We start from the raw sequence: 18,075 nt of genomic DNA, 5'->3' as shown, positions 1-18,075 counted from the left end.
ACCTTTTTTGTTTTATCTTGAAGCCTTGAATGGATATTCGGTCAGAACTTCATAAAGCGCAACTTTTCCAGAATCTGGAGCTATTGGCCAATCAGATTGTGGAAGGTTTCATTAGTGGTATCCATAAAAGTCCGTTCCATGGGTTTTCCGCTGAATTTGCAGAGCATAAAATTTACAATCCCGGGGAAAGTACCAAACACATCGATTGGAAACTGTATGCTAAAACGGACCGATTGTACACAAAACGTTATGAAGACGAGACCAACTTACGTTGCCACATGATTTTGGACAACTCGGCTTCCATGTACTACCCCGAGGTGAGTAATCTTTCCATTGACAACCTCAACAAAATTGGATTTGGCGTTTTGTCCATTGCCGCGCTCATGCAAATTCTAAAAAAGCAACGGGATGCGGTTGGATTGAGCATTTATTCGGATACATACAATTTTTATTCAAGTGAAAAGAATAGCGAGCGTCATTTTCAGATGTTGTACTCCAAACTTAATGAGGTCTCGGAAACCAAAAGCACATCACAGACCACAAAGACGTATACCTTTTTACATCAAATTGCCGAAAAAATTCATCGTCGGAGTTTGATTTTTCTGTTTTCGGACATGTTCCAAACTGAAACAGAAGAAACAAAACTTTTTGATGCCCTACGTCATTTAAAATACAACAAACATGTAGTGGTTCTTTTTCATCTGCTGGATGAGAAACATGAGCTTGGCTTTGAGTTTGAAAACACTCCTAAGCGTTATGTGGATGTAGAGACTGGCGAACATATTGATTTATATGCGGACAATATAAAAAAGGCCTACTCCAAAAAAGTTCGCGAATATCAAGAAAGTCTACAGCTAAAATGTGCCCAATACCGAATTAAATATGTAGGTGTAGACGTGCGGCAAAATTTCTCACAAGTGCTGAATACATTTATGATTGAGCGGCAGAAATTTGTTTAGCTATTTATTTTAAAAAATGTTTTGCCGAATCCGAAATGAGAATGTATATTTGCACTCGCTTTAAAAAAGCAAATGAACAAGATTTGAATCTGGCTGTTGCCAGAGTCTGGTAAAGATAAAATCATTGGTCTGGTAGTTCAGTTGGTTAGAATACCTGCCTGTCACGCAGGGGGTCGCGGGTTCGAGTCCCGTCCAGACCGCAAAAAGCTCCGAAAAACCGGAGCTTTTTTGTTTATATACCATTGATTTTTAATAGGTTATAAATTAATTGAAAAATCATATTTCTTATAGCGTGCCGCATTCGTGCCGCATTTTTAATGCTTTTTTACTTCTTTGCGACATTTTACACAAACCTATTTCACAAAAAGAAGGTTATGTAAAACTGTATAAAACGAATATATCTTCTTACTTTACTACCTCATAAAATCTCGTGAATTGAGAATACAATACTGCTCAGATTTGCATTTAGAGTTCCCGCATAATAAAAGTTGGTTGGCCGAATACCCTTTGATGCCAACCGCTGAAACTCTAATTATTGCCGGAGATACCCATTACCTAGGGCCTGAATATGCGAAACTTGATTTTTTCAAATGGGCATCTGACAACTATAAACGTACGTTTGTAATATCCGGCAATCATGAATATTATGGTGGCTATGATTTGTCTTTACATCAAAAGCCTTTTAAATGGGAAATTCAAAGGAATGTCTTCTTATTGAACAATCATGTTGAGATAATAGAAGACATTAGTTTTCTTTTTTCTACATTTTGGAGCCACATATATCCTGAAAATGAAAAATTTGTATCCAGTGGAGTCAATGATTTTTATAAAATCATGATTAATCAGAGACGGCTTACAGTTGATGATTTTAACAAGCTTCATAACGAAGCCTACACTTTCATTAGGGAAAATCTAAAACCTCAGAATGACAAAACTGTAGTTGTAACTCACCATCTGCCCACACCATTATGCAATTCCCCTGAATTTGAAGGTAGCCCCATTAACAATGCTTTTGTTGTGGATACAACTGATTTTATAACTAAATCCGATATTGATTATTGGATATATGGCCATATCCATAGAAATATTGGCAACGGCACAATGTTAGGAGACACTACAATGGTATGCAATCAATTGGGATACGTTCACATGAATGAGCACTATAATTTTTCAAGGAATAGTTTTATTGAAATTGCATGATGAAGTAAAATTCGCTTTCATACCAAGAGACATGATTCATATAAAATACGTATGATATGCGCTAAATTATATAGTGTTTCGAAACTGTTTTTGTGTTCTAACTGATTAAATTTATTCTTGCATTTAAACTTAAAAAAAACTAGCTAGAAGGTAATCACAAACAATAATTGTCAATTTCTTCCAAAATTTGATTTAGCATGTATCCATCTATTAATGATAAATCCAATTCTGTGGCAAAAGTACATAAGAAGTTATTTAGTTCTTGTACAGTTTCTTGTCTCAAATTGCTATTATTAGGTTCATAAATTTTATAGGCCAATTCCCTGCTAAACTTTTTATCGTATTCACTTTCGGAGTATGTGTCATCATCATATTCCAATTCATCTAAGTAGTGTAAATACCTTTGGTTCAATACCCAAAAGTATAAAGCGGTACGTTCTTCTTTTTTGAGATTATCAATAAAGTTTTCCAACTGTTCCAAAAGCTCAAATTCAAGTTCCATAGGTTTAGCATCAATGCCATAAAAATTAAGTCTTTGGATCAAGCTAGTAATTCTTTTGGTATTTTGCTTTAATTCAAAACAAAATGTCATCAATAACTTACGGAATACTATTTTTTTGACATAGTCAATCGTAACTTCATTGATTTCTTTTGTAACCAATAATTTATCCTCTACTGTAATCAAAGTTTTGCTTGTACGGTATTTAGTTTAGATTCCCCAATCTTTGAGGAACTCGTCTTTTCTCTCTCTTTCAATATATGTTTTACACAAGTATATTTTTCTTTCCAACTCGTTAATGAAATCCAGGGCCCCAGTATTGTTCTTCTTTTGGAGATATTCTTTGTACTTCTCGTATTCTGAGATTTTATATTTGAGCCTCGGGACTCTACTGCCAGAAAAAGTACTACTCAATACAACAAAATCAAGTTTTTGAAAGGTATTAAAATCGATGCCTTTATCTAAGATTAGGTCCAAGAACTCGAATCGGTGTTCATTAAAAAGAGATACTACTATATTAAAAACAGTGTAAACACCTTGTTTATCAGTAGTTTTCTTTAAATAGCCTCTAAGAAAATTTATATGTCTCTCTCTTTTGTCAATAAAAATATTGGTTATGTTATCTGGGTTGTCAGAAATCCTATGATATGGATTTGAATAGTTCAGTATTTTGGTAAATACCTCCTCATAGTTTTCAAGTTCCCAAAGTTTTTTGAAATCATTTTCCAATAATGAACTTTTTGATAAATAGCTTGAATCTTTGAAATGCAAATCCATTAGGCTTATTACGTAATCAGGGTCTTTTTCCAATATGATTTTTAGAACCTCAAGTGAATAGTCGAAATGCCTTTCGGTTTCGTCAAGAATTAGATAGAGATCTTTAACTACGCTCAATTTATCATAGAACAACCTAGGTTGTGTGTTACATATATAGATAAAAAATGTGTTCGGAACGAAAATTAGCCCTTGTCTTGCTCTGAACAAAAGTATGTCTAATAACTCTCCATAAGTCTTATACGAATCTTCAATAAAAGGTGATAATCTTTTAAGTAGCTCTTCAAGAAACCAGAAATATGTAATTTTCTTATTCTTCAAGTATTTCTTGAAAAATTCAAAATCCTCTTCAATAAGATATTTTGATGAAATAGAAGCCTGTAAGTTTGGCAAGTATGCGATATAAATATTTTTCGATAGTAGAGCTCTAAACTGAAAAATCTTTTCCCTGTTCAGTCGAAGCCTTGTGAAATAGTCCATATGAATTTCACTCGCATAATCAGACCTAACAATCTTTTTGAATAATTCCAAGAACAAGTCAAAGTTTCGATTACCAACAACTCTAAGCAGTCTTGATACTGATTGGGAAAGCATATATGCTCTTTCATTATGAAATTCCCTATTCTTATAAATTACATTTAAGTCATTCACAATCTTCATGTAATCTGACCTTGTAAAATCCTTGGTATATCTAGCTATTTGATTTACCTTGTATTTCTCATAATCATCATGCCCTAACCTCCTTTCTTTTCTTTCACTTTTAGTATCGGTCAATTTTTGATAAAGCTTGTAAGCTCGATTTTTCAGATTTTTCAATAGTTTATGTTCATTGCAAACCTGAATCCAGTTTAACCTGTCTACATAAGTTGCCAGTATAGCATTATCAATAAAATCATTAAAGTTTAGCTTCAGTTCATAAAACTCTAGAAGAAGAGCTTTGTCAAATTCAATGACAGGTAAGGATCTATTATGATATTCTAGGTTGGTTGAATATTCTTGAAAGCATTTTTGACAGTGGAATTTCAGTTCTGCTCTTTCGTAACTCTCAAAAATAAACTTCCATAGTTTTTCTCTGAATACTCTTTGCTCCTCACTTAAGACAACATTATAATTCCCAATAAGTATTTGGTTACCAATGCTGTGATTGGATTGATAATTATCTCGCAGAAAGGTTGGAGCAATAAAGAGAATAATTTTTGAATAAAAATCACGGTCATCCTGAATTCTTTCGTACAAAAAGTCAAAAAGACATATTTGCTGAAAATATCCCTGTTGGTAGCTATATCTATCCATGGATATTCTTTCAGTAAAAGACTTTAACAATTTGTGAAATCTCAATTCAGATTTCAAACCATACTCAGTGATAATTTTTAAAGCTAAAAGGAACTGTTCTTTTCCTAAATATTGAAATCTTATTAGGATTTCAATAGTCTTGTCTCCAATAGTATCAGAGTGTCTTTCATTGAAGATTTTAAAAGTGTAATCGTTTGGATTATCTCCTTTAATCTCTTTTGTTTTTTTATCAAAATAACTAAGAGACTCATGGGGAATGTAGTAGTAAAAATCATCAATAAAGGAAATAGCAAGTTCTTTAGTTTTGATTTTATGCCAACCTTCTTTAATATCATTTGAAATAAGTTCCCCAATCAATTCGAGACTAAAATTATTTATTTGCTCCTTGAGGATATGCCCAAGTGAGAACCTTCCGTGTTTATCTATGTATGCATCAATTAATTTGGAAAATGATATTTCTTGTTCTTTAAGAAATACTAAATACAATATGTATTCTCCTAAAATTTGGTCAGCAACCTTATAGATCCTCTCAAATTCATCAGCAATTTCAAGATTATATAAAATCCTAAGATTCTCCTCAAGTGTCAGTTTCGAAACTGAAAAATACTTTTCAATTTCACCGACTTGTGTTTCGTTTTCGAGATTAATGGTTTTAAAAAAAGACAATAGGCCTGCAACAGCTAAAAGGCTTCTATTTTCAAACGAATCAATACTTTCTTTCACCGAAGAAAAGTAGGTTTCCAGAATTTGTGATGGATTATTTAGCTTTTCCAATTCACCACTTTGGCCAGCAATAACAGCCATAATCGCAAGTCGGGGATTGCCTTTTGAGATATTGAATATTCTTTCGGCATAGTAATCACTTATATTATATTCATCAGACTGTAAAATCTTTCCTAGCTCATCTCTTGCAAATGGCTTGAGTTCAATAAGCACAAAATCATCAAGGAATTTTTGAACTTCCCCTTTAACATAATTTCGTACCGTCAAAATGATTTTTATCCGTCCTTTGTTTACTCTTTTTCGTTGAAAATTTAATATCTGTATTAGATTATCCTTGAGCTTGTTGGCATCGTCCAGCACCAATAAATAGTCTTTTTCAGGTAAAAGGAATATTTGTAAATCCTGCCAAATGTCTAGGTTTCCGTTAGCCCTTATATATTTTAAATCATAGTTTTTGTTCTCGCTTAAAAATAGTTTTGTCAGCTCTATCGATAGTTTTGTTTTACCTGTTCCTGCATACCCGGAGATTAGTAGAATGTCTTTCTCTTTGAGGTTATTTAATCCTTCTTCAATTTCTGTTTCTCTATTAAAAAACTCATTGGATAAAGGAGTTGCAAATTTTGACTTCTCATAATCTTCAACAAACTCAGATACCTCTAGAATTTGGGCTGTATCTATAGGTATATCTAATTTTCTTGCAAGAGAAGGATAGTTTTGGCTTATTTCGTTTGCTAAAATCCTTATGTCAACAACCTCCAAACGACAATCTTCAGAATAAGCTGAGAGACATGTTTTAAGTTCCTCGTGCTTAACTGTATCATGGACTCCATTGAACATCAAGACAACCTTAATGATTTTTTCCTTCGGCACATCATTTTGAGAGAAACAATGGCTGATGTCACTTTTGAGCTTGGTAAGAATATCTCCAGTTTTGGTAGTTATTTCTACAAAAAGGTAATAATCACCGACCGGGATAAATGTGTCAGGGGTGCCTTTTCTGGATTTGTCCTTTCCCACAACAAGACCTGTAGGGTAAACAAAAGAATATTTGAAATTTAAGTATTGACGACAAAGAACGGCAAAATCGTCTCCATTGATTGTAGTTAGTTTATGTTCTATTTGGGTTACCATAATAAACGACAGTTTTTTTAATCATCTCCTTATAGCTTTCCAATCAGATTCTCTTTTAACCACTCAAAAGCTAGCTCTTGGTCATATCCAATTCCCAATCTTAATAACCCCTCCATATCCCCAGTGAAATTAATATCATTTTCTTTTTCTTCAATGTTGATCAAGAATTCCTTTTGACTTGGTGGTTTCCCTATGGAAAAAATCATATACTCCTTAAAACATTGAATAATGGATTCCGTGTCCAAGCTCATGTGCAAGTGCGAATAATCCAAATCAAAAAGATCCCTGCCTTTACTACGTTGGTATAAAGCTCGAAGTTTTGTCCCTAACAATTCATTTAGGTTATAAGTACGTATTCGAGCTTCCCCCGAAAACCATCGATTTTTGATTTCAAAAGGAAGCTCAATCCAATCCAACACATTGAAATGTTCCTTGCAATTGATTTCCAACTTCAATCGTCTTCTCGTATTTCCATATTCTGAGGCAAATCGGTATAATGCCTTGGCACCATGCCCCCTTACTTCTGTCCGTCTGGGCTCTTCGAAAAAGTCAATTATTTCTCCCAATCGCTGCATGATTGGCTTGATAGGACCCGGTTTTATCTGTACCAAATCAATATCCTCTGAATACCTTGGTGCTGGATTTAAATAGAGTTTGTGCAAGGCCGTGCCACCCCTAAAGGCCAAATTTTCTTTAAGAAAATCATCGGAAAAGATGACTACCAATGTTCGGCTGATAATCAAATCTTGCTCAATCTGGTCGAATGATTTCCATGGTGCATGTTCTTGCCATTCCACTATGTAGGGTCTTGGTATCATATATCGCTTTCAAGGGCTAAGTTCACATCAACTTTCCATTTGTTATCTACCGCACCTGGTTTGATTTTATCCGATGTATTCAACAGTACAGGGTAAAAACCATGCCTTTCCAAATACACAATAAGTGGCTCAAGCAAATCATTTTTTGGGTTTACATAATCCATCAAAAAACCCAATCGTTGTAAAACACTTTTATGCGGATACCATTGCAATAAGGAATTCATTTCACTTCCTTCAACTTCTTCTAAAAGTTCCTCAATATTTGCCAACATTCTGTTTATTCCTCCTAGCTTTCTTTGATGGTATATTAAATCCACAATAGTCAGTAATGGATCTGAAACATTAAAATAACCAGCATCAGATCTTTTTTGGACAATATTGGCCTGAGGCCAGTTAGAGGTAAGAAAAAAGTTTATGGCTATATTCTTTTTATGAATATCCAACATTCTAGTACCTTCGGTGATTATATATTCAGTCTGTGCTTGTTGATGGGCCGCTCCATGTAATTGTGCTGCCGAGTATAATCCAATGTAATAGGGTTTGCCCAAGTGTACAAATAGTTTATTGACATAAAGCTCCAATGGTATAACACTCAGCTTTGAATACCTTGGTGGTATAATAAGGTAGAACCCTTTTCTTAAGGCAATGATTTCTCCTTTCTCGGATAAATAGGCCAAATCCGTTGCAACAGCATTTGCGTCCTTCCCTGAATAAGCCATATATTCATCTCGGGAGAAGGAATATTCTTCCACTGACAATCTACTTTTGATAAAATCGGCGAGCTGCATTTAGTAAATTTAGAAGAATATTAGTAATTATTGCTATTATTCTCCTTTTTTTACTAAAAATTCTCTAGAGTTTTTACAATAGTCTGATTCCTTATATTGTATATTAAAGTTCAAAAAACGATTGATGAACTGTTTCTTTTAGGAGAAAAATACCAAAGGATATAATTTTGAAGTTCAATAATCTCATTTTCTGTATAGTTTTTTTCTCTTGTTTGGTTTCAAGTGCTCAAAAACTTTCTATGGAATTAAAGGGTAAAGTAGAAAGCAATACTACGGACGTCTCGGATGTTCATGTAATAAACACCCGGAAAAATCAAGCCACAATTACAAATCAATATGGGTACTTCAGAATTAAGGCAAGTGTTAACGATACATTGTGGTTTTCGGCAATCCAATTTGACAAATCATTTTTGGTAGTTGATGACAAGATTATAGAAAGTGAATTAGTAACTGTGGCTTTGGAGGAGTCCCTAACTGAATTAGATGAAGTTGTAGTAACACCGTATAACCTATCGGGGAATCTCCATATGGACATTCAGTCCATGAAATTTAAACCCACTGTAAGTTCTACCTCCTTACGACTGCCAAACGCAGAAGTTAAACCATTATCCTTAAATGAAAGAAAACTTTTCTTAGCTATGCAGGAGCAACTGCTGCACAGGCTTATCGATGAAATAACGGGTCACAACAAAAAGTTGAGAAATTCAGTTTCCTTGGACAAACTAGAAAAAGAGATTCAGACGATAAGGAATTCTTATCCGGATTCTCTCTATAAAGAAAGACTAAAAATACCATCGGAAAAGATAGATGATTTCATATATTATTGCGCTGTGGACACAATTTTTAACTCTACCGTTCAAAGTCGAGATAAACTCAAAATCTGGAGTTTTCTTGAAAGAAAAAGTTTGGCCTACCGAAAAAACAATTATCTGGATTAACTTTATTACAATAACAAAAGGCTGAGCGGGCCTAAGGTTCATGAAAAATAAAAAGCATGGTAAATCATATACTATTGAAAAGTATAATCAAAGGATTTTTAAAGTAATTATTGAGTGACAAATGGATTTTCTATCCCAGACATACTATTTTGATTTCGAATCAAATGAAATTCAGGAGTTCGTCCGTGATTTTAAAGACGATTCCCTTTTGCCAAAAGAGAAAGCCAAACTATTATATGTTAAGGTAAGAGATTCATTTAGATACGATCCCTATTTTTTAAGTTTTTCAAAGGAGCATTTTAAAGCCAGTAACCTTGTAAAGCAAAAAAAGGGTCATTGTATAGATAAATCTATCATTCTAATTGCCGGGTTACGCTCCTTGGGAATACCGGCAAGAATCCGTTTGGCAAAAGTCAAGAACCATATAGCAATAGACAGGCTTACCGAAAAGTTCGGAACTAATGAATTGACCCCACATGGTATGGTAGATCTTTTATTGGAAGAGAAATGGTTGAAAGCCTCACCGGCATTTAATCGGTCATTGTGCAAAATGTGCAATGTTCAGCCCTTGGATTTTGATGGCGAAAATGATTCAATATTCCAAGAGTACAATAATGAGGGAAAAGAATTTATGGAATATCTTGAAGACTACGGCCATTTTGAGGATGTTCCTTTGGATTTCATGGAGGCGAATGCCAGAGAACATTATCCGCATATTTTTGGGAATGATAAAAATAAAAAGGAGTTTTGGTTATAATCACTCTGTCAAAAGTTCAATAAAACGATGATTCTAGATTATTCTCATACTCAGGAGAGGAGACTTCATTATCGACTTGCATCGACTGAACCTGATTATGTTCAAGGGACTTTGTACAATACGAGAACGGGATGGTGCCCCTATGACAATAAATCTACTGAGCTTGTCTTTGATGGCTTTGACCCGTTAGATTCCCCACACGGAGGAGGAGAAAATCTAAAAATTTGGTCTTGTGACTCTTGTGGATATTGGCAATCAAGTAGGACTTCAACTTGGTGGAACGATTTAGCAACACTTGAAGGTCAAAATCTAATTGAAAAGCATTCAATGCTTAGGCATTTTGATATTGACTCAGTAAATATTCCTATATCTACGTTACGTAATTACCTAAAGTCAAAGCCAAATCTTATTTATAGGGTTGCGCCAAAAAGCATGGAGCTGCTGGTAAAATCTGTATTTTCTGATTTTTTTGAATGTAATGTTTATCACTGTGGGCAATCCAATGATGGCGGTGTCGATCTATATTTTGTACAATCAAATAAGCCGATTTTTGTACAGGTTAAAAGACGTGAAACCCCGAACAAAACCGAACCTGTCAACACCATCCGAGACTTTTTGGGGGCGATGATGCTAAAGGAGGCCAAAAAAGGATATTTTGTGTCAACTGCAAAGAAGTTTTCAAAAGAAGCTCATAATGCTGCCAAAAAAGCCGAAACATTGGGACTTGTTGAAACATATGACTTGATAAACTATCATCGCTTTTTTGAAATTCTCAATTTAGTTCATAAAGAGAATATCCCTCCATGGAAAAAATACATCGAAGACTATTATGACCTTGTTGAATATAGAAACAAAAATAGATTCAAACTGAAATATCCACTTCGGGAAAATCCAAAATCATAATTTACCCCGAAGATCAAGTTTAAAACTTAAGGTATAATCAAACGATATTTTATTTGACCAATTCATAACCATAACCTGGACCATCACATGGAAGATAGCCTCCATTGAAGATTTCCCTATCATTCAAAACAGACATCCATTCCTTAAGGGAATTTCCACAACTCTGTATAAGATAACTTCCTTTTTCATAGTTCAGTTCGAAGTAATTTGTGCCATCTGATTCTATCAAAGCATAACTACCCTTGGCAACACTTGTGCTGTCAACAAAAACCCTCCTTTTGATAAAGGTGCTGTCCGGTGAAAACTCGACAAACTCATTGAATTCCAAATCCTCTTTTTTGATAATTTTTCCGGACATCCCTGCATTGATGAACTGGAGCTCAAAAAGCATCGTCTCCTCTTCGATGAATCCTTCATCATTATGGTCACAAGACAAAAAAGCTCCCATAGAAATTATTGAAAATAATATATTTGGTATTTTCATAGCTAAAGAAATGTTGAGGTATCAAATAATAGATACTTCATGCCGCAAATAGTTGCTTTTCCCAATTCAATATCAAAGAAAACAACCGAACTATACCATCAAATGGTATTAAACTCTAGTCATCACATACAATTATATTGGGACTAGAATAAACCAAAGAAGTTCATAATGATAAAGTCTAAGATTTTTACGGATGGTTTCTGTTTGGAAACAGATGAAATCAAACTAAGACCCTCAAAAATGGAGGACTTGGAAGCATTCCTTTCAATAAGCTCTCCTTCGATATGGACCCATATGTCGCACAACTTGGAAAATCCATCAGACTGGGAAAAATTCCTCTCCCAAACCATTTCAGATAGAGAACATCAAATCAAACAGGAATTTGCCATCATCCTAAAAGAGGAAGACCAAATTATCGGGGCCACGAGCATCGGTCAAATTTCGGAATTGGACAATAAGGTTGAAATTGGACTTACATGGATTTCGGAAAAATATCAGGGAAAAGGTATAAATCAAAAAGTAAAAGGTATGCTCCTCACTTTTTTGTTCGAGGAACTAAAAATCAACAAAGTAGAATTTAGAACTCGTGGTGGCAACTTAAAATCACAACGGGCACTTAATAAAATTGGTGCTACAAAAGAGGGAGTGTTAAGAAAGCTCATATTCCGCAATGGAAAATATATTGATGTTGTATATTTTGGGATTTTGGCCTCTGAATGGAAAAATATAAAAAGGAGAGGAGCACTTTAATATAATTAGAAGCACTTATAGAAAACCATTCGAGACCAATTTGAAACTCTCAAACAAATAATAAGGAAATGAAATCTGTAAGATTAAGTCCAAAATCAAGTATGGATCAGGCTTCAAGAAAAACTAAATTAAATAATATTACCATTAACGAGCCATAAATGAACCCAGATATTTTAAACACAGACATAGTACTTGAAAATGAAAGAGTATTACTCGTACCCTTCGAAAATTCAAGAAACCAAGAATTAAAAGAAATAATCTTCGAAAAGAGAATTTGGGAATTTATGGGTATGCACATTAACGATGAAGAGGATTTTCAAACTTATTTATCAAGCACAATCAACGACAAGCTTAACGGAATATGTTACCCCTTTTTAATAATAGATAAAATTAACAATTGTGTTGCTGGCAGTACCCGCTATGGATATTTAAATCCTATCAGCGAAAAATGCGAGATTGGATGGACGTGGTACGGTATCAATTTTCAAGGAACTGGTCTGAACAAAGCATGTAAGTATGAATTATTGAACTTTGGATTTGAAAATATCGGATTTAGAAGAATCCAGTTCAGTGCTGATCAGGAAAATTTAAGGTCACAACGTGCCATTGAAAAACTCGGGGCAAAAAAAGAAGGGGTCTTTAGAAACAATTATATTGCCCCGAATGGCGAAAGTAGAAACGATGTTTATTTCAGCATAATAAAAGAAGAATGGAATGAAATCAAAATTGCAGAATTCGCAGAGTTCTTATAATCCTAAAAACGGGAAAAAGTAGGTTAGTTGTTATCTTAATATCAAATAGCCGACATCTTATAACCTTATTTTTTTGCAGTTTTTCCAATAAACTTAATAGTAAAATTCAAGTTTTATTTTCTTCTTAAAACAAGCTTAGCGCCTATCCTTAAATCCACTTCTTACGATTCTACCTACTTTTTGGCAGAGATTTAAATGAAGTTTCTTAAAAGTTGTCTCATCTATTTCTATGACTTCAGACCATTCATCGTAACCGGATAGGTTTTTGACCTTGCCTTCAATTACTTTGAAAACCATAAAATCCGAGTTTTCGGACTCTATCAATGTTTCCATCGAAACTTGGAAAAGGTCTTTGGCTTCCATATTGGAACAAAACACATATTTTATAAAATCATCTGAAGACTGAAATGGCATAACTTTATTTGTATGTCTCTATAAGGCTATAAACTAACAACAAATATAATGAAAATTTCACGCTATATATGACGTAATATGTGTCCGCCGTTTTCTGCAACTTTCCGCCCATGCAGAAAGCCAATTATATAGAGGAGAGGAAAGCTATCGCTGACCGTATCAAAGAACTTAGAATCAAAAGTGGATATACCAGTTATGAAGCTTTTGCGGTTGAGAATGGTCTCCCACGCAAAAACTATTGGCGTATGGAGACAGGCGAGAACTTTACCATTAATACTCTAATTAGGATTCTCAAAATTCATGACATTAGCTTAGAAGATTTTTTTAAAGGCATCAAATGAGTTCCTTATTTCTCAAAAGCCTTTTTAATTCTTTATATCTTCCCATCTTGAATGAAATCCCCAAATGAGATAATGACCATTAATTGGAAACGCCGGACATAGTATACTACTTCAATTGTAAAGGGGAGGATGTTTTTACACGTTCCAGAATTTAACCCATTCTAATGATATACATAGAGTAATTGTCTTTGGTATCGTCTTTGGCATTTTCCATGATTTCCGATTTGATTTCCTGCACGGATGCTTTGCCTCTGAACCATAAAGAAATCCTTTCTTCATCAAGGTGCTCCAAAATGCCATCGGTACAAAGAAAGAAAAAATCATCTTTCTTGATATCCGTAATAACATGTTGGTCAACTCTTGTTGAATTTACTCCGTTTACCGCTCTAGTAATAATATTCCGTTTGGGATGTGTTTGTGCCTCTTCTTCGGTAATTTCCCCCATATCCACCATTCCCTGTACCACAGAGTGGTCTTTGGTTTGAAAAAGGATCTCTCCATCCCGTATGTGGTATACCCTACTATCTCCGACCCAACCGACCAATGCCTTTTCTTCTGCATCTGAAATCAGTAAAAAAGTAAAGGTAGTGGCCATGCCCTTCGCTTCGGGATGGGTTTCGAGATATGTGCCCAAATTTTGTTCGACACTTTGTAGGGCCAAAGGTAAATATGTTTCATCTTCAATATACTCCACTGGATTTTCAGAGAGATACTTGGAAAATCCTTGACAGGCCAAAGAAGAGGCCACTTCGCCCTTGGCCTGCCCTCCAACACCGTCGCATACCATGAACAAGCGGGAATCCTCTGTTGGTGTTCCAGGGTATATGGCATCCTCGTTTGACTCCCTTAGGCCTATTTCATTACAATACACTGGTAGGTGGATCTTCATTTTCTTCAATACCGTTTAGCGATAACATCACAGGCATTTTTATACCCCTTCTCACAGGATTTTTGGTACCAAGTTTTTGCCAAATAGGTGTTTTTGACCGTTCCAATGCCACTTTGGTAACAAGAGGCCAGATTGTACATGCCAACCCTGTCCCCGTTTGTTGCGGACTTTTTATATAGTTCAAAGGCCTTGTCCAAGTTTTTCGGACCTCCCAGACCCCTGTCGTGCATATAGCCGAGATAACTTTGGGCACTGGCATGATCTCGGTCAGCCGCTATTTGGAACCATTTTCTGGCCGCATAGTAATATTTTCCATTGTAATACATCACGGCCACTCTATATTGGCTGTGCAGGTCCCCTTGTTCTGCTGCTTTCAAATACCATTGTGTGGCCTTTGCTTTTTTGTCCTTGCCCAACTTAAGGTCGTAATAAAGATCGCCCAATTTTTTTTGTGCCTGGAGATGCCCTTTGGTCGCTGCCTTGAGATACTTTCTTTCGGCTTCAAGATAATCTACCGGTCCAGCTGCCCCGGTTTCCGCCATGTAGCCCAACATATAGTCCGCAGTACTCATGTCCTGGGTCGCTGCCCGGAGAAAAAATTCCTTGGCCTTGATGAGATCTTTCTTTTTTCCTTTCCCGTCATAATGCAACCTTCCCAGAGCGTACAAGGCGGAACTTTGATTTTGCTTTGCTGCAAGCTCATAGTATACTATCGCTTCCGATACGTTCGGGGTCCCATCCGCTTCCCCGTACTCAAGGATCTTACCGGTCATGTACTGGGAATGTGCATACCCTTTATCAGCGGCCCGTTGGTACCAATCTCTGGCAAGTTTCACATCCTTTTCCACCCCCCATCCATCATAGTACAAAAGACCCATATTGTGCATACCGAAGGTGTTTCCTTTATCAGCGGCCAATTGGAACCAGTTTTTGGCCTCTAGGTAGTTCTTCTCATTGAAATATAAAGTGCCCAATTCATTTTGAGCCCCCAAATGTCCTTTATCGGCAGCTTTGGTCAACCACTGAACCGACTTTATACGATCTTTTTTGGCCAATACACCATTTTTATAGAATATACCTAAGTTGAACTGGGACAGGAGGTCACCGTTCTCGGCAGCAATTGTATATTGTTCCAGGGCCTTAACGGTATCCCTGGGGACGTATTGACCGAACCTGTACATGTTGGCCATGCCCCGATATCCCGAATACCTTCCGATGGACGTGCATTTCTCATATCCTTCAAATGCTTCCTTATAGTTCTTTTCTGACACATTGAGAATCGCCAGGTTTTCAATGGCCGCTGGGTGGCCTTTGCTGGAGGCTTTTTCATAGTACAGTTTTGCCTTGCTTGCGTCCTTTTCCATTACATAGCCGAAATAGTGCATCAATCCCCTTAGGTTGTTTGCCTCTGGGTTGCCGTCATCACTCAAGGCCACAATGCTGCTCTTTGCCTTTTCATAGAATTTCTTGGCCTGGACCGTGTCCCTGTCCACACCAAGATTGTTTTGATAGGCCCATCCATGGTTAAAGTTTGCCAGGTCATATCCATCATCAATGGCCCTATCGGCATATTCAAACCCTTTTTCATAATCAACGTCGGTTCCATAACCATTTTGGTTGAACCTTGACAGAAAATAAAAGGCCTCCCCAGACCCATAGTCTGATGCCTTTTCATAGGCTTCATAGGCTTCTTTGAATTTTCCTTCTTTGTATAGGTTCCAGCCGTCTGCCAACAACTCATTTATCTTGGTGGAGCGATAAAAGGCATATCCCCCATACCCGGCACCCAAGATCAAGACAGTGGCCAACAAAACGGGCCAGACTTTTTTCTTTTTTTTGGGTTTGGCTTTCGGTGTGGAAAATTGTGTTTCATTTCCTCCCAAGAACACGGTGCCACTTTCATTGCTCTCTCCATTAATATCCCGGATGAAGTCGGATACGGAAGCATATCGGTCCGAAGCATTTTTCTGCAAACAAGTCTTTATGCAATTCTTAAATCTTTCGGGTACCTCGGAATAATCGGGATCTTCTCCAACGATACCATCCCGAATGAGTTCATAATCCTTCTTGTCATGCCCAAAAGGTAACTTTCCGGTCAATATTTTGTAGAACATAATGCCAAGTGCCCAAATATCGGTACGTTCGCTTATATCCCCATTCAGCCCGAATTTCTTTTTAAAGAATTGCTCAGGAGCCATGTAGTGAGGTGTTCCCACACCTTCGGTCATGGATTGTTGTATGGTTTTATCGGACAGTATATCCTGACTTATCCCAAAATCGGTCACCTTTGAAACCTTGTTCCCCTTTCGGTCTTTGGAAAACAATACGTTCCCAGGTTTTAAATCTCTGTGGATAATGCCCTGTTTGTGCAGATAATCCACTGCTTGGGCCACTTCCACAATGGTGTTCTTTCCTTCATCTAAAGAAAGCTTTCGATGGATGGCTTGACCCAAGGTTCCTTCCCCGGCATACTCCATAATCAACACAGGATAGCTGACATTTCTGCCCATGGCATCGGTATGGGTGATGTATTCCAGACCATAATAGGTGATGAGGTGCGTATGGGATAACCCGTCTATTTTGGAAAACTCCTGTTCCAAACTGTATTTTTTCTGTCCGGTGCTCCCAGACGTACCTCTTGAAACAGCTTCTTTGTAAATTTTAAGGGCCACATACCTTCCTTCGGCATTGAGGTCCTTGGCCCTGAATACTTCGGCAAATCCACCTTCAGCTATGAGGTCTTTTTCTGGATCCCACTGGTAATGTGATAGTGTCATGATGGTCGGCGTAGTTGAATTTGGTTACTGTTTGGTGTTGATTTTAATTAACTGACCTGTTGTATATGGGTCACCATTTTGCATGCGTTGGCATGTCCCTGATCGCAGGCCTTTTTGTACCACGCTTCAGCCTTGGCCATATCCTTTGAAACATCCTCTCCGTTATAATAAAGGCTTCCAAGGGTTACATTGGCATCCACATATCCCAATTTGGAGGCCTTTTTCAGCAATTCCATGGCCTTGTCCACATTCTTCTCGGTACCCTGGGCAGAGAGATGCATGACTCCAAGGTTGAACACGGCCGGACCATATTCCTTTTTGGCCGATTTTTCAAAATAGCGCATGGCCTTGGGATAATTCACCGGAGTGTTCTTACCAAAGTAATATTTACATCCTTGGGCAAAAAGGGCTTCTTTATTCTTTGGGAAGAACCAAATTATGGCCAGAACGGCAAGCAGTATCCATAGGGCATATCCCCATAGCCATTCGGTGAATTCTATTTTATAGGGCGGAAGGGGGGTGGGTAAAGCTCCGCTGGCCTGGAATTTTTTTATCTGCTCTTCATCTAGGTCATAATAGGTGTCGATACTTCCTTTTACCCCCAAAACATAACCATCGTCCGTCATGTAGGCCCCCATAAAAATATACAGGGATGTTGTTTTATGGGCCAGGTAAAGGTCTTCGCCATTGGCACCTTTAATATCTACATCAGTAATTTTTTGGATTCGTTCGCTTTTTCCAAAAAGTCCTCCGATACGTCTTGCAGATGCAAGGTTGGGAACCAAGCTGATTAAGGCAATAATTAGTATTAATTTTTTCATTTTGTAATGAAGTGTTAAGGTTGAAATTAGTGTTATATCTTCTTGTACCTGAACCTATTCGACA

Annotated in this window: 17 protein-coding genes and 1 tRNA gene; 9 read left to right on the top strand and 9 right to left on the bottom strand. The window is 36.7% G+C overall.

Features of this window, described 5'->3' with window-relative positions; genetic code table 11:
- Positions 1–29: 29 nt before the first annotated feature.
- The 3 genes from AB1A65_RS06430 to AB1A65_RS06420 all read left to right on the top strand — a co-directional run bounded on the left by AB1A65_RS06430 (position 30) and on the right by AB1A65_RS06420 (position 2,159).
- Positions 30–959 carry a DUF58 domain-containing protein gene (locus AB1A65_RS06430; RefSeq protein WP_366586892.1) on the top strand — a complete coding sequence of 310 codons (930 nt, stop codon included), beginning with the start codon at positions 30–32 and terminating at the stop codon, positions 957–959.
- A 126-nt stretch (positions 960–1,085) separates the two neighbouring features.
- Positions 1,086–1,159: transfer RNA gene (locus AB1A65_RS06425), tRNA-Asp, on the top strand.
- A gap of 235 nt (positions 1,160–1,394) precedes the next feature.
- Complete coding sequence (locus AB1A65_RS06420; protein WP_366586889.1) at positions 1,395–2,159, top strand: metallophosphoesterase; 765 nt, start codon at positions 1,395–1,397, stop codon at positions 2,157–2,159.
- 154 nt (positions 2,160–2,313) lie between these two features.
- On the opposite strand, the gene AB1A65_RS06415 is transcribed toward AB1A65_RS06420, so the two are convergent.
- From AB1A65_RS06415 to AB1A65_RS06400, 4 genes are read right to left on the bottom strand one after another with little or no spacing between them, the layout of a single operon-like run.
- Positions 2,314–2,844 carry a hypothetical protein gene (locus AB1A65_RS06415; RefSeq protein ID WP_366586886.1) on the bottom strand — a complete coding sequence of 177 codons (531 nt, stop codon included), beginning with the start codon at positions 2,842–2,844 and terminating at the stop codon, positions 2,314–2,316.
- A gap of 24 nt (positions 2,845–2,868) precedes the next feature.
- Positions 2,869–6,579 (bottom strand): hypothetical protein, encoded by a 3,711-nt coding sequence (locus AB1A65_RS06410; protein WP_366586884.1) that lies wholly within the window; start codon positions 6,577–6,579, stop codon positions 2,869–2,871.
- A 29-nt stretch (positions 6,580–6,608) separates the two neighbouring features.
- The gene (locus AB1A65_RS06405) at positions 6,609–7,397 is read right to left on the bottom strand and encodes a nucleotidyl transferase AbiEii/AbiGii toxin family protein (RefSeq protein WP_366586882.1); all 789 of its coding nucleotides are present in this window, start codon (positions 7,395–7,397) and stop codon (positions 6,609–6,611) included.
- A complete protein-coding gene (locus tag AB1A65_RS06400) occupies positions 7,394–8,185 on the bottom strand; it encodes a type IV toxin-antitoxin system AbiEi family antitoxin (protein WP_036382170.1) in 792 nt (263 codons plus the stop codon). The genes AB1A65_RS06405 and AB1A65_RS06400 overlap by 4 nt, the downstream gene beginning before the upstream one ends.
- A gap of 239 nt (positions 8,186–8,424) precedes the next feature.
- Here AB1A65_RS06400 and AB1A65_RS06395 point away from each other — a divergent pair, with 239 nt between their 5' ends.
- The 3 genes from AB1A65_RS06395 (at position 8,425) to AB1A65_RS06385 (ending at position 10,783) form a co-directional block, all read left to right on the top strand.
- Complete coding sequence (locus AB1A65_RS06395; RefSeq protein ID WP_366586880.1) at positions 8,425–9,123, top strand: hypothetical protein; 699 nt, start codon at positions 8,425–8,427, stop codon at positions 9,121–9,123.
- A gap of 121 nt (positions 9,124–9,244) precedes the next feature.
- Positions 9,245–9,880 (top strand): transglutaminase domain-containing protein, encoded by a 636-nt coding sequence (locus AB1A65_RS06390; RefSeq protein ID WP_366586878.1) that lies wholly within the window; start codon positions 9,245–9,247, stop codon positions 9,878–9,880.
- A 27-nt stretch (positions 9,881–9,907) separates the two neighbouring features.
- On the top strand, positions 9,908–10,783 hold the full coding sequence (locus AB1A65_RS06385; RefSeq protein ID WP_366586875.1) for a restriction endonuclease: 876 nt from the start codon (positions 9,908–9,910) through the stop codon (positions 10,781–10,783).
- Between the two features lie 49 nt (positions 10,784–10,832).
- Here the strand turns inward: AB1A65_RS06385 and AB1A65_RS06380 are convergent, their stop codons facing one another.
- Positions 10,833–11,231, bottom strand: a complete 399-nt coding sequence (locus AB1A65_RS06380) for a hypothetical protein (RefSeq protein ID WP_366586873.1) — start codon at positions 11,229–11,231, stop codon at positions 10,833–10,835.
- Positions 11,232–11,435: 204 nt separating this feature from the next.
- Here AB1A65_RS06380 and AB1A65_RS06375 point away from each other — a divergent pair, with 204 nt between their 5' ends.
- Both AB1A65_RS06375 and AB1A65_RS06370 read left to right on the top strand, forming a co-directional pair.
- Positions 11,436–12,017 (top strand): GNAT family protein, encoded by a 582-nt coding sequence (locus AB1A65_RS06375; protein ID WP_366586870.1) that lies wholly within the window; start codon positions 11,436–11,438, stop codon positions 12,015–12,017.
- Between the two features lie 158 nt (positions 12,018–12,175).
- Positions 12,176–12,769 carry a GNAT family protein gene (locus AB1A65_RS06370; RefSeq protein ID WP_036382117.1) on the top strand — a complete coding sequence of 198 codons (594 nt, stop codon included), beginning with the start codon at positions 12,176–12,178 and terminating at the stop codon, positions 12,767–12,769.
- Between the two features lie 135 nt (positions 12,770–12,904).
- Here the strand turns inward: AB1A65_RS06370 and AB1A65_RS06365 are convergent, their stop codons facing one another.
- Positions 12,905–13,183, bottom strand: coding sequence for a hypothetical protein (locus AB1A65_RS06365; RefSeq protein ID WP_156102244.1), 279 nt, complete (start codon positions 13,181–13,183; stop codon positions 12,905–12,907).
- A 110-nt stretch (positions 13,184–13,293) separates the two neighbouring features.
- Between AB1A65_RS06365 and AB1A65_RS06360 the strand changes: the two genes are divergently transcribed.
- Positions 13,294–13,524, top strand: a complete 231-nt coding sequence (locus tag AB1A65_RS06360; RefSeq protein ID WP_036382112.1) for a helix-turn-helix transcriptional regulator — start codon at positions 13,294–13,296, stop codon at positions 13,522–13,524.
- Positions 13,525–13,675: 151 nt separating this feature from the next.
- Here the strand turns inward: AB1A65_RS06360 and AB1A65_RS06355 are convergent, their stop codons facing one another.
- From AB1A65_RS06355 to AB1A65_RS06345, 3 genes are read right to left on the bottom strand one after another with little or no spacing between them, the layout of a single operon-like run.
- Positions 13,676–14,413: a protein phosphatase 2C domain-containing protein gene (locus tag AB1A65_RS06355; RefSeq protein WP_224835619.1), complete on the bottom strand. Its 738-nt coding sequence runs from the start codon at positions 14,411–14,413 to the stop codon at positions 13,676–13,678.
- A 5-nt stretch (positions 14,414–14,418) separates the two neighbouring features.
- Complete coding sequence (locus tag AB1A65_RS06350; RefSeq protein ID WP_366586868.1) at positions 14,419–17,190, bottom strand: serine/threonine-protein kinase; 2,772 nt, start codon at positions 17,188–17,190, stop codon at positions 14,419–14,421.
- A gap of 47 nt (positions 17,191–17,237) precedes the next feature.
- A complete protein-coding gene (locus AB1A65_RS06345; RefSeq protein WP_224835621.1) occupies positions 17,238–18,011 on the bottom strand; it encodes a tetratricopeptide repeat protein in 774 nt (257 codons plus the stop codon).
- Positions 18,012–18,075 lie beyond the last annotated feature (64 nt).

This window comes from Allomuricauda sp. ANG21 (assembly GCF_040705235.1).
GTDB classification, from domain to species: Bacteria; Bacteroidota; Bacteroidia; order Flavobacteriales; family Flavobacteriaceae; genus Flagellimonas; species Flagellimonas marina.
The sequence above is the reverse complement of the archived record's forward strand: the minus strand, read 5'-3'. Positions and strand labels throughout refer to the sequence as shown.

Excerpts from the sequence above, each read along its gene's own strand:
- AB1A65_RS06430 (WP_366586892.1), top strand. The coding sequence starts at position 30 with ATGGATATTCGGTCAGAACTTCATAAAGCGCAACTTTTCCAGAATCTG.
- AB1A65_RS06410 (WP_366586884.1), bottom strand. The coding sequence starts at position 6,579 with ATGGTAACCCAAATAGAACATAAACTAACTACAATCAATGGAGACGAT.
- AB1A65_RS06405 (WP_366586882.1), bottom strand. The coding sequence starts at position 7,397 with ATGATACCAAGACCCTACATAGTGGAATGGCAAGAACATGCACCATGG.
- AB1A65_RS06400 (WP_036382170.1), bottom strand. The coding sequence starts at position 8,185 with ATGCAGCTCGCCGATTTTATCAAAAGTAGATTGTCAGTGGAAGAATAT.
- AB1A65_RS06395 (WP_366586880.1), top strand. The coding sequence starts at position 8,425 with ATGGAATTAAAGGGTAAAGTAGAAAGCAATACTACGGACGTCTCGGAT.
- AB1A65_RS06390 (WP_366586878.1), top strand. The coding sequence starts at position 9,245 with ATGGATTTTCTATCCCAGACATACTATTTTGATTTCGAATCAAATGAA.
- AB1A65_RS06385 (WP_366586875.1), top strand. The coding sequence starts at position 9,908 with ATGATTCTAGATTATTCTCATACTCAGGAGAGGAGACTTCATTATCGA.
- AB1A65_RS06380 (WP_366586873.1), bottom strand. The coding sequence starts at position 11,231 with ATGGGAGCTTTTTTGTCTTGTGACCATAATGATGAAGGATTCATCGAA.
- AB1A65_RS06375 (WP_366586870.1), top strand. The coding sequence starts at position 11,436 with ATGATAAAGTCTAAGATTTTTACGGATGGTTTCTGTTTGGAAACAGAT.
- AB1A65_RS06370 (WP_036382117.1), top strand. The coding sequence starts at position 12,176 with ATGAACCCAGATATTTTAAACACAGACATAGTACTTGAAAATGAAAGA.
- AB1A65_RS06365 (WP_156102244.1), bottom strand. The coding sequence starts at position 13,183 with ATGCCATTTCAGTCTTCAGATGATTTTATAAAATATGTGTTTTGTTCC.
- AB1A65_RS06360 (WP_036382112.1), top strand. The coding sequence starts at position 13,294 with ATGCAGAAAGCCAATTATATAGAGGAGAGGAAAGCTATCGCTGACCGT.
- AB1A65_RS06355 (WP_224835619.1), bottom strand. The coding sequence starts at position 14,413 with ATGAAGATCCACCTACCAGTGTATTGTAATGAAATAGGCCTAAGGGAG.
- AB1A65_RS06350 (WP_366586868.1), bottom strand. The coding sequence starts at position 17,190 with ATGACACTATCACATTACCAGTGGGATCCAGAAAAAGACCTCATAGCT.
- AB1A65_RS06345 (WP_224835621.1), bottom strand. The coding sequence starts at position 18,011 with ATGAAAAAATTAATACTAATTATTGCCTTAATCAGCTTGGTTCCCAAC.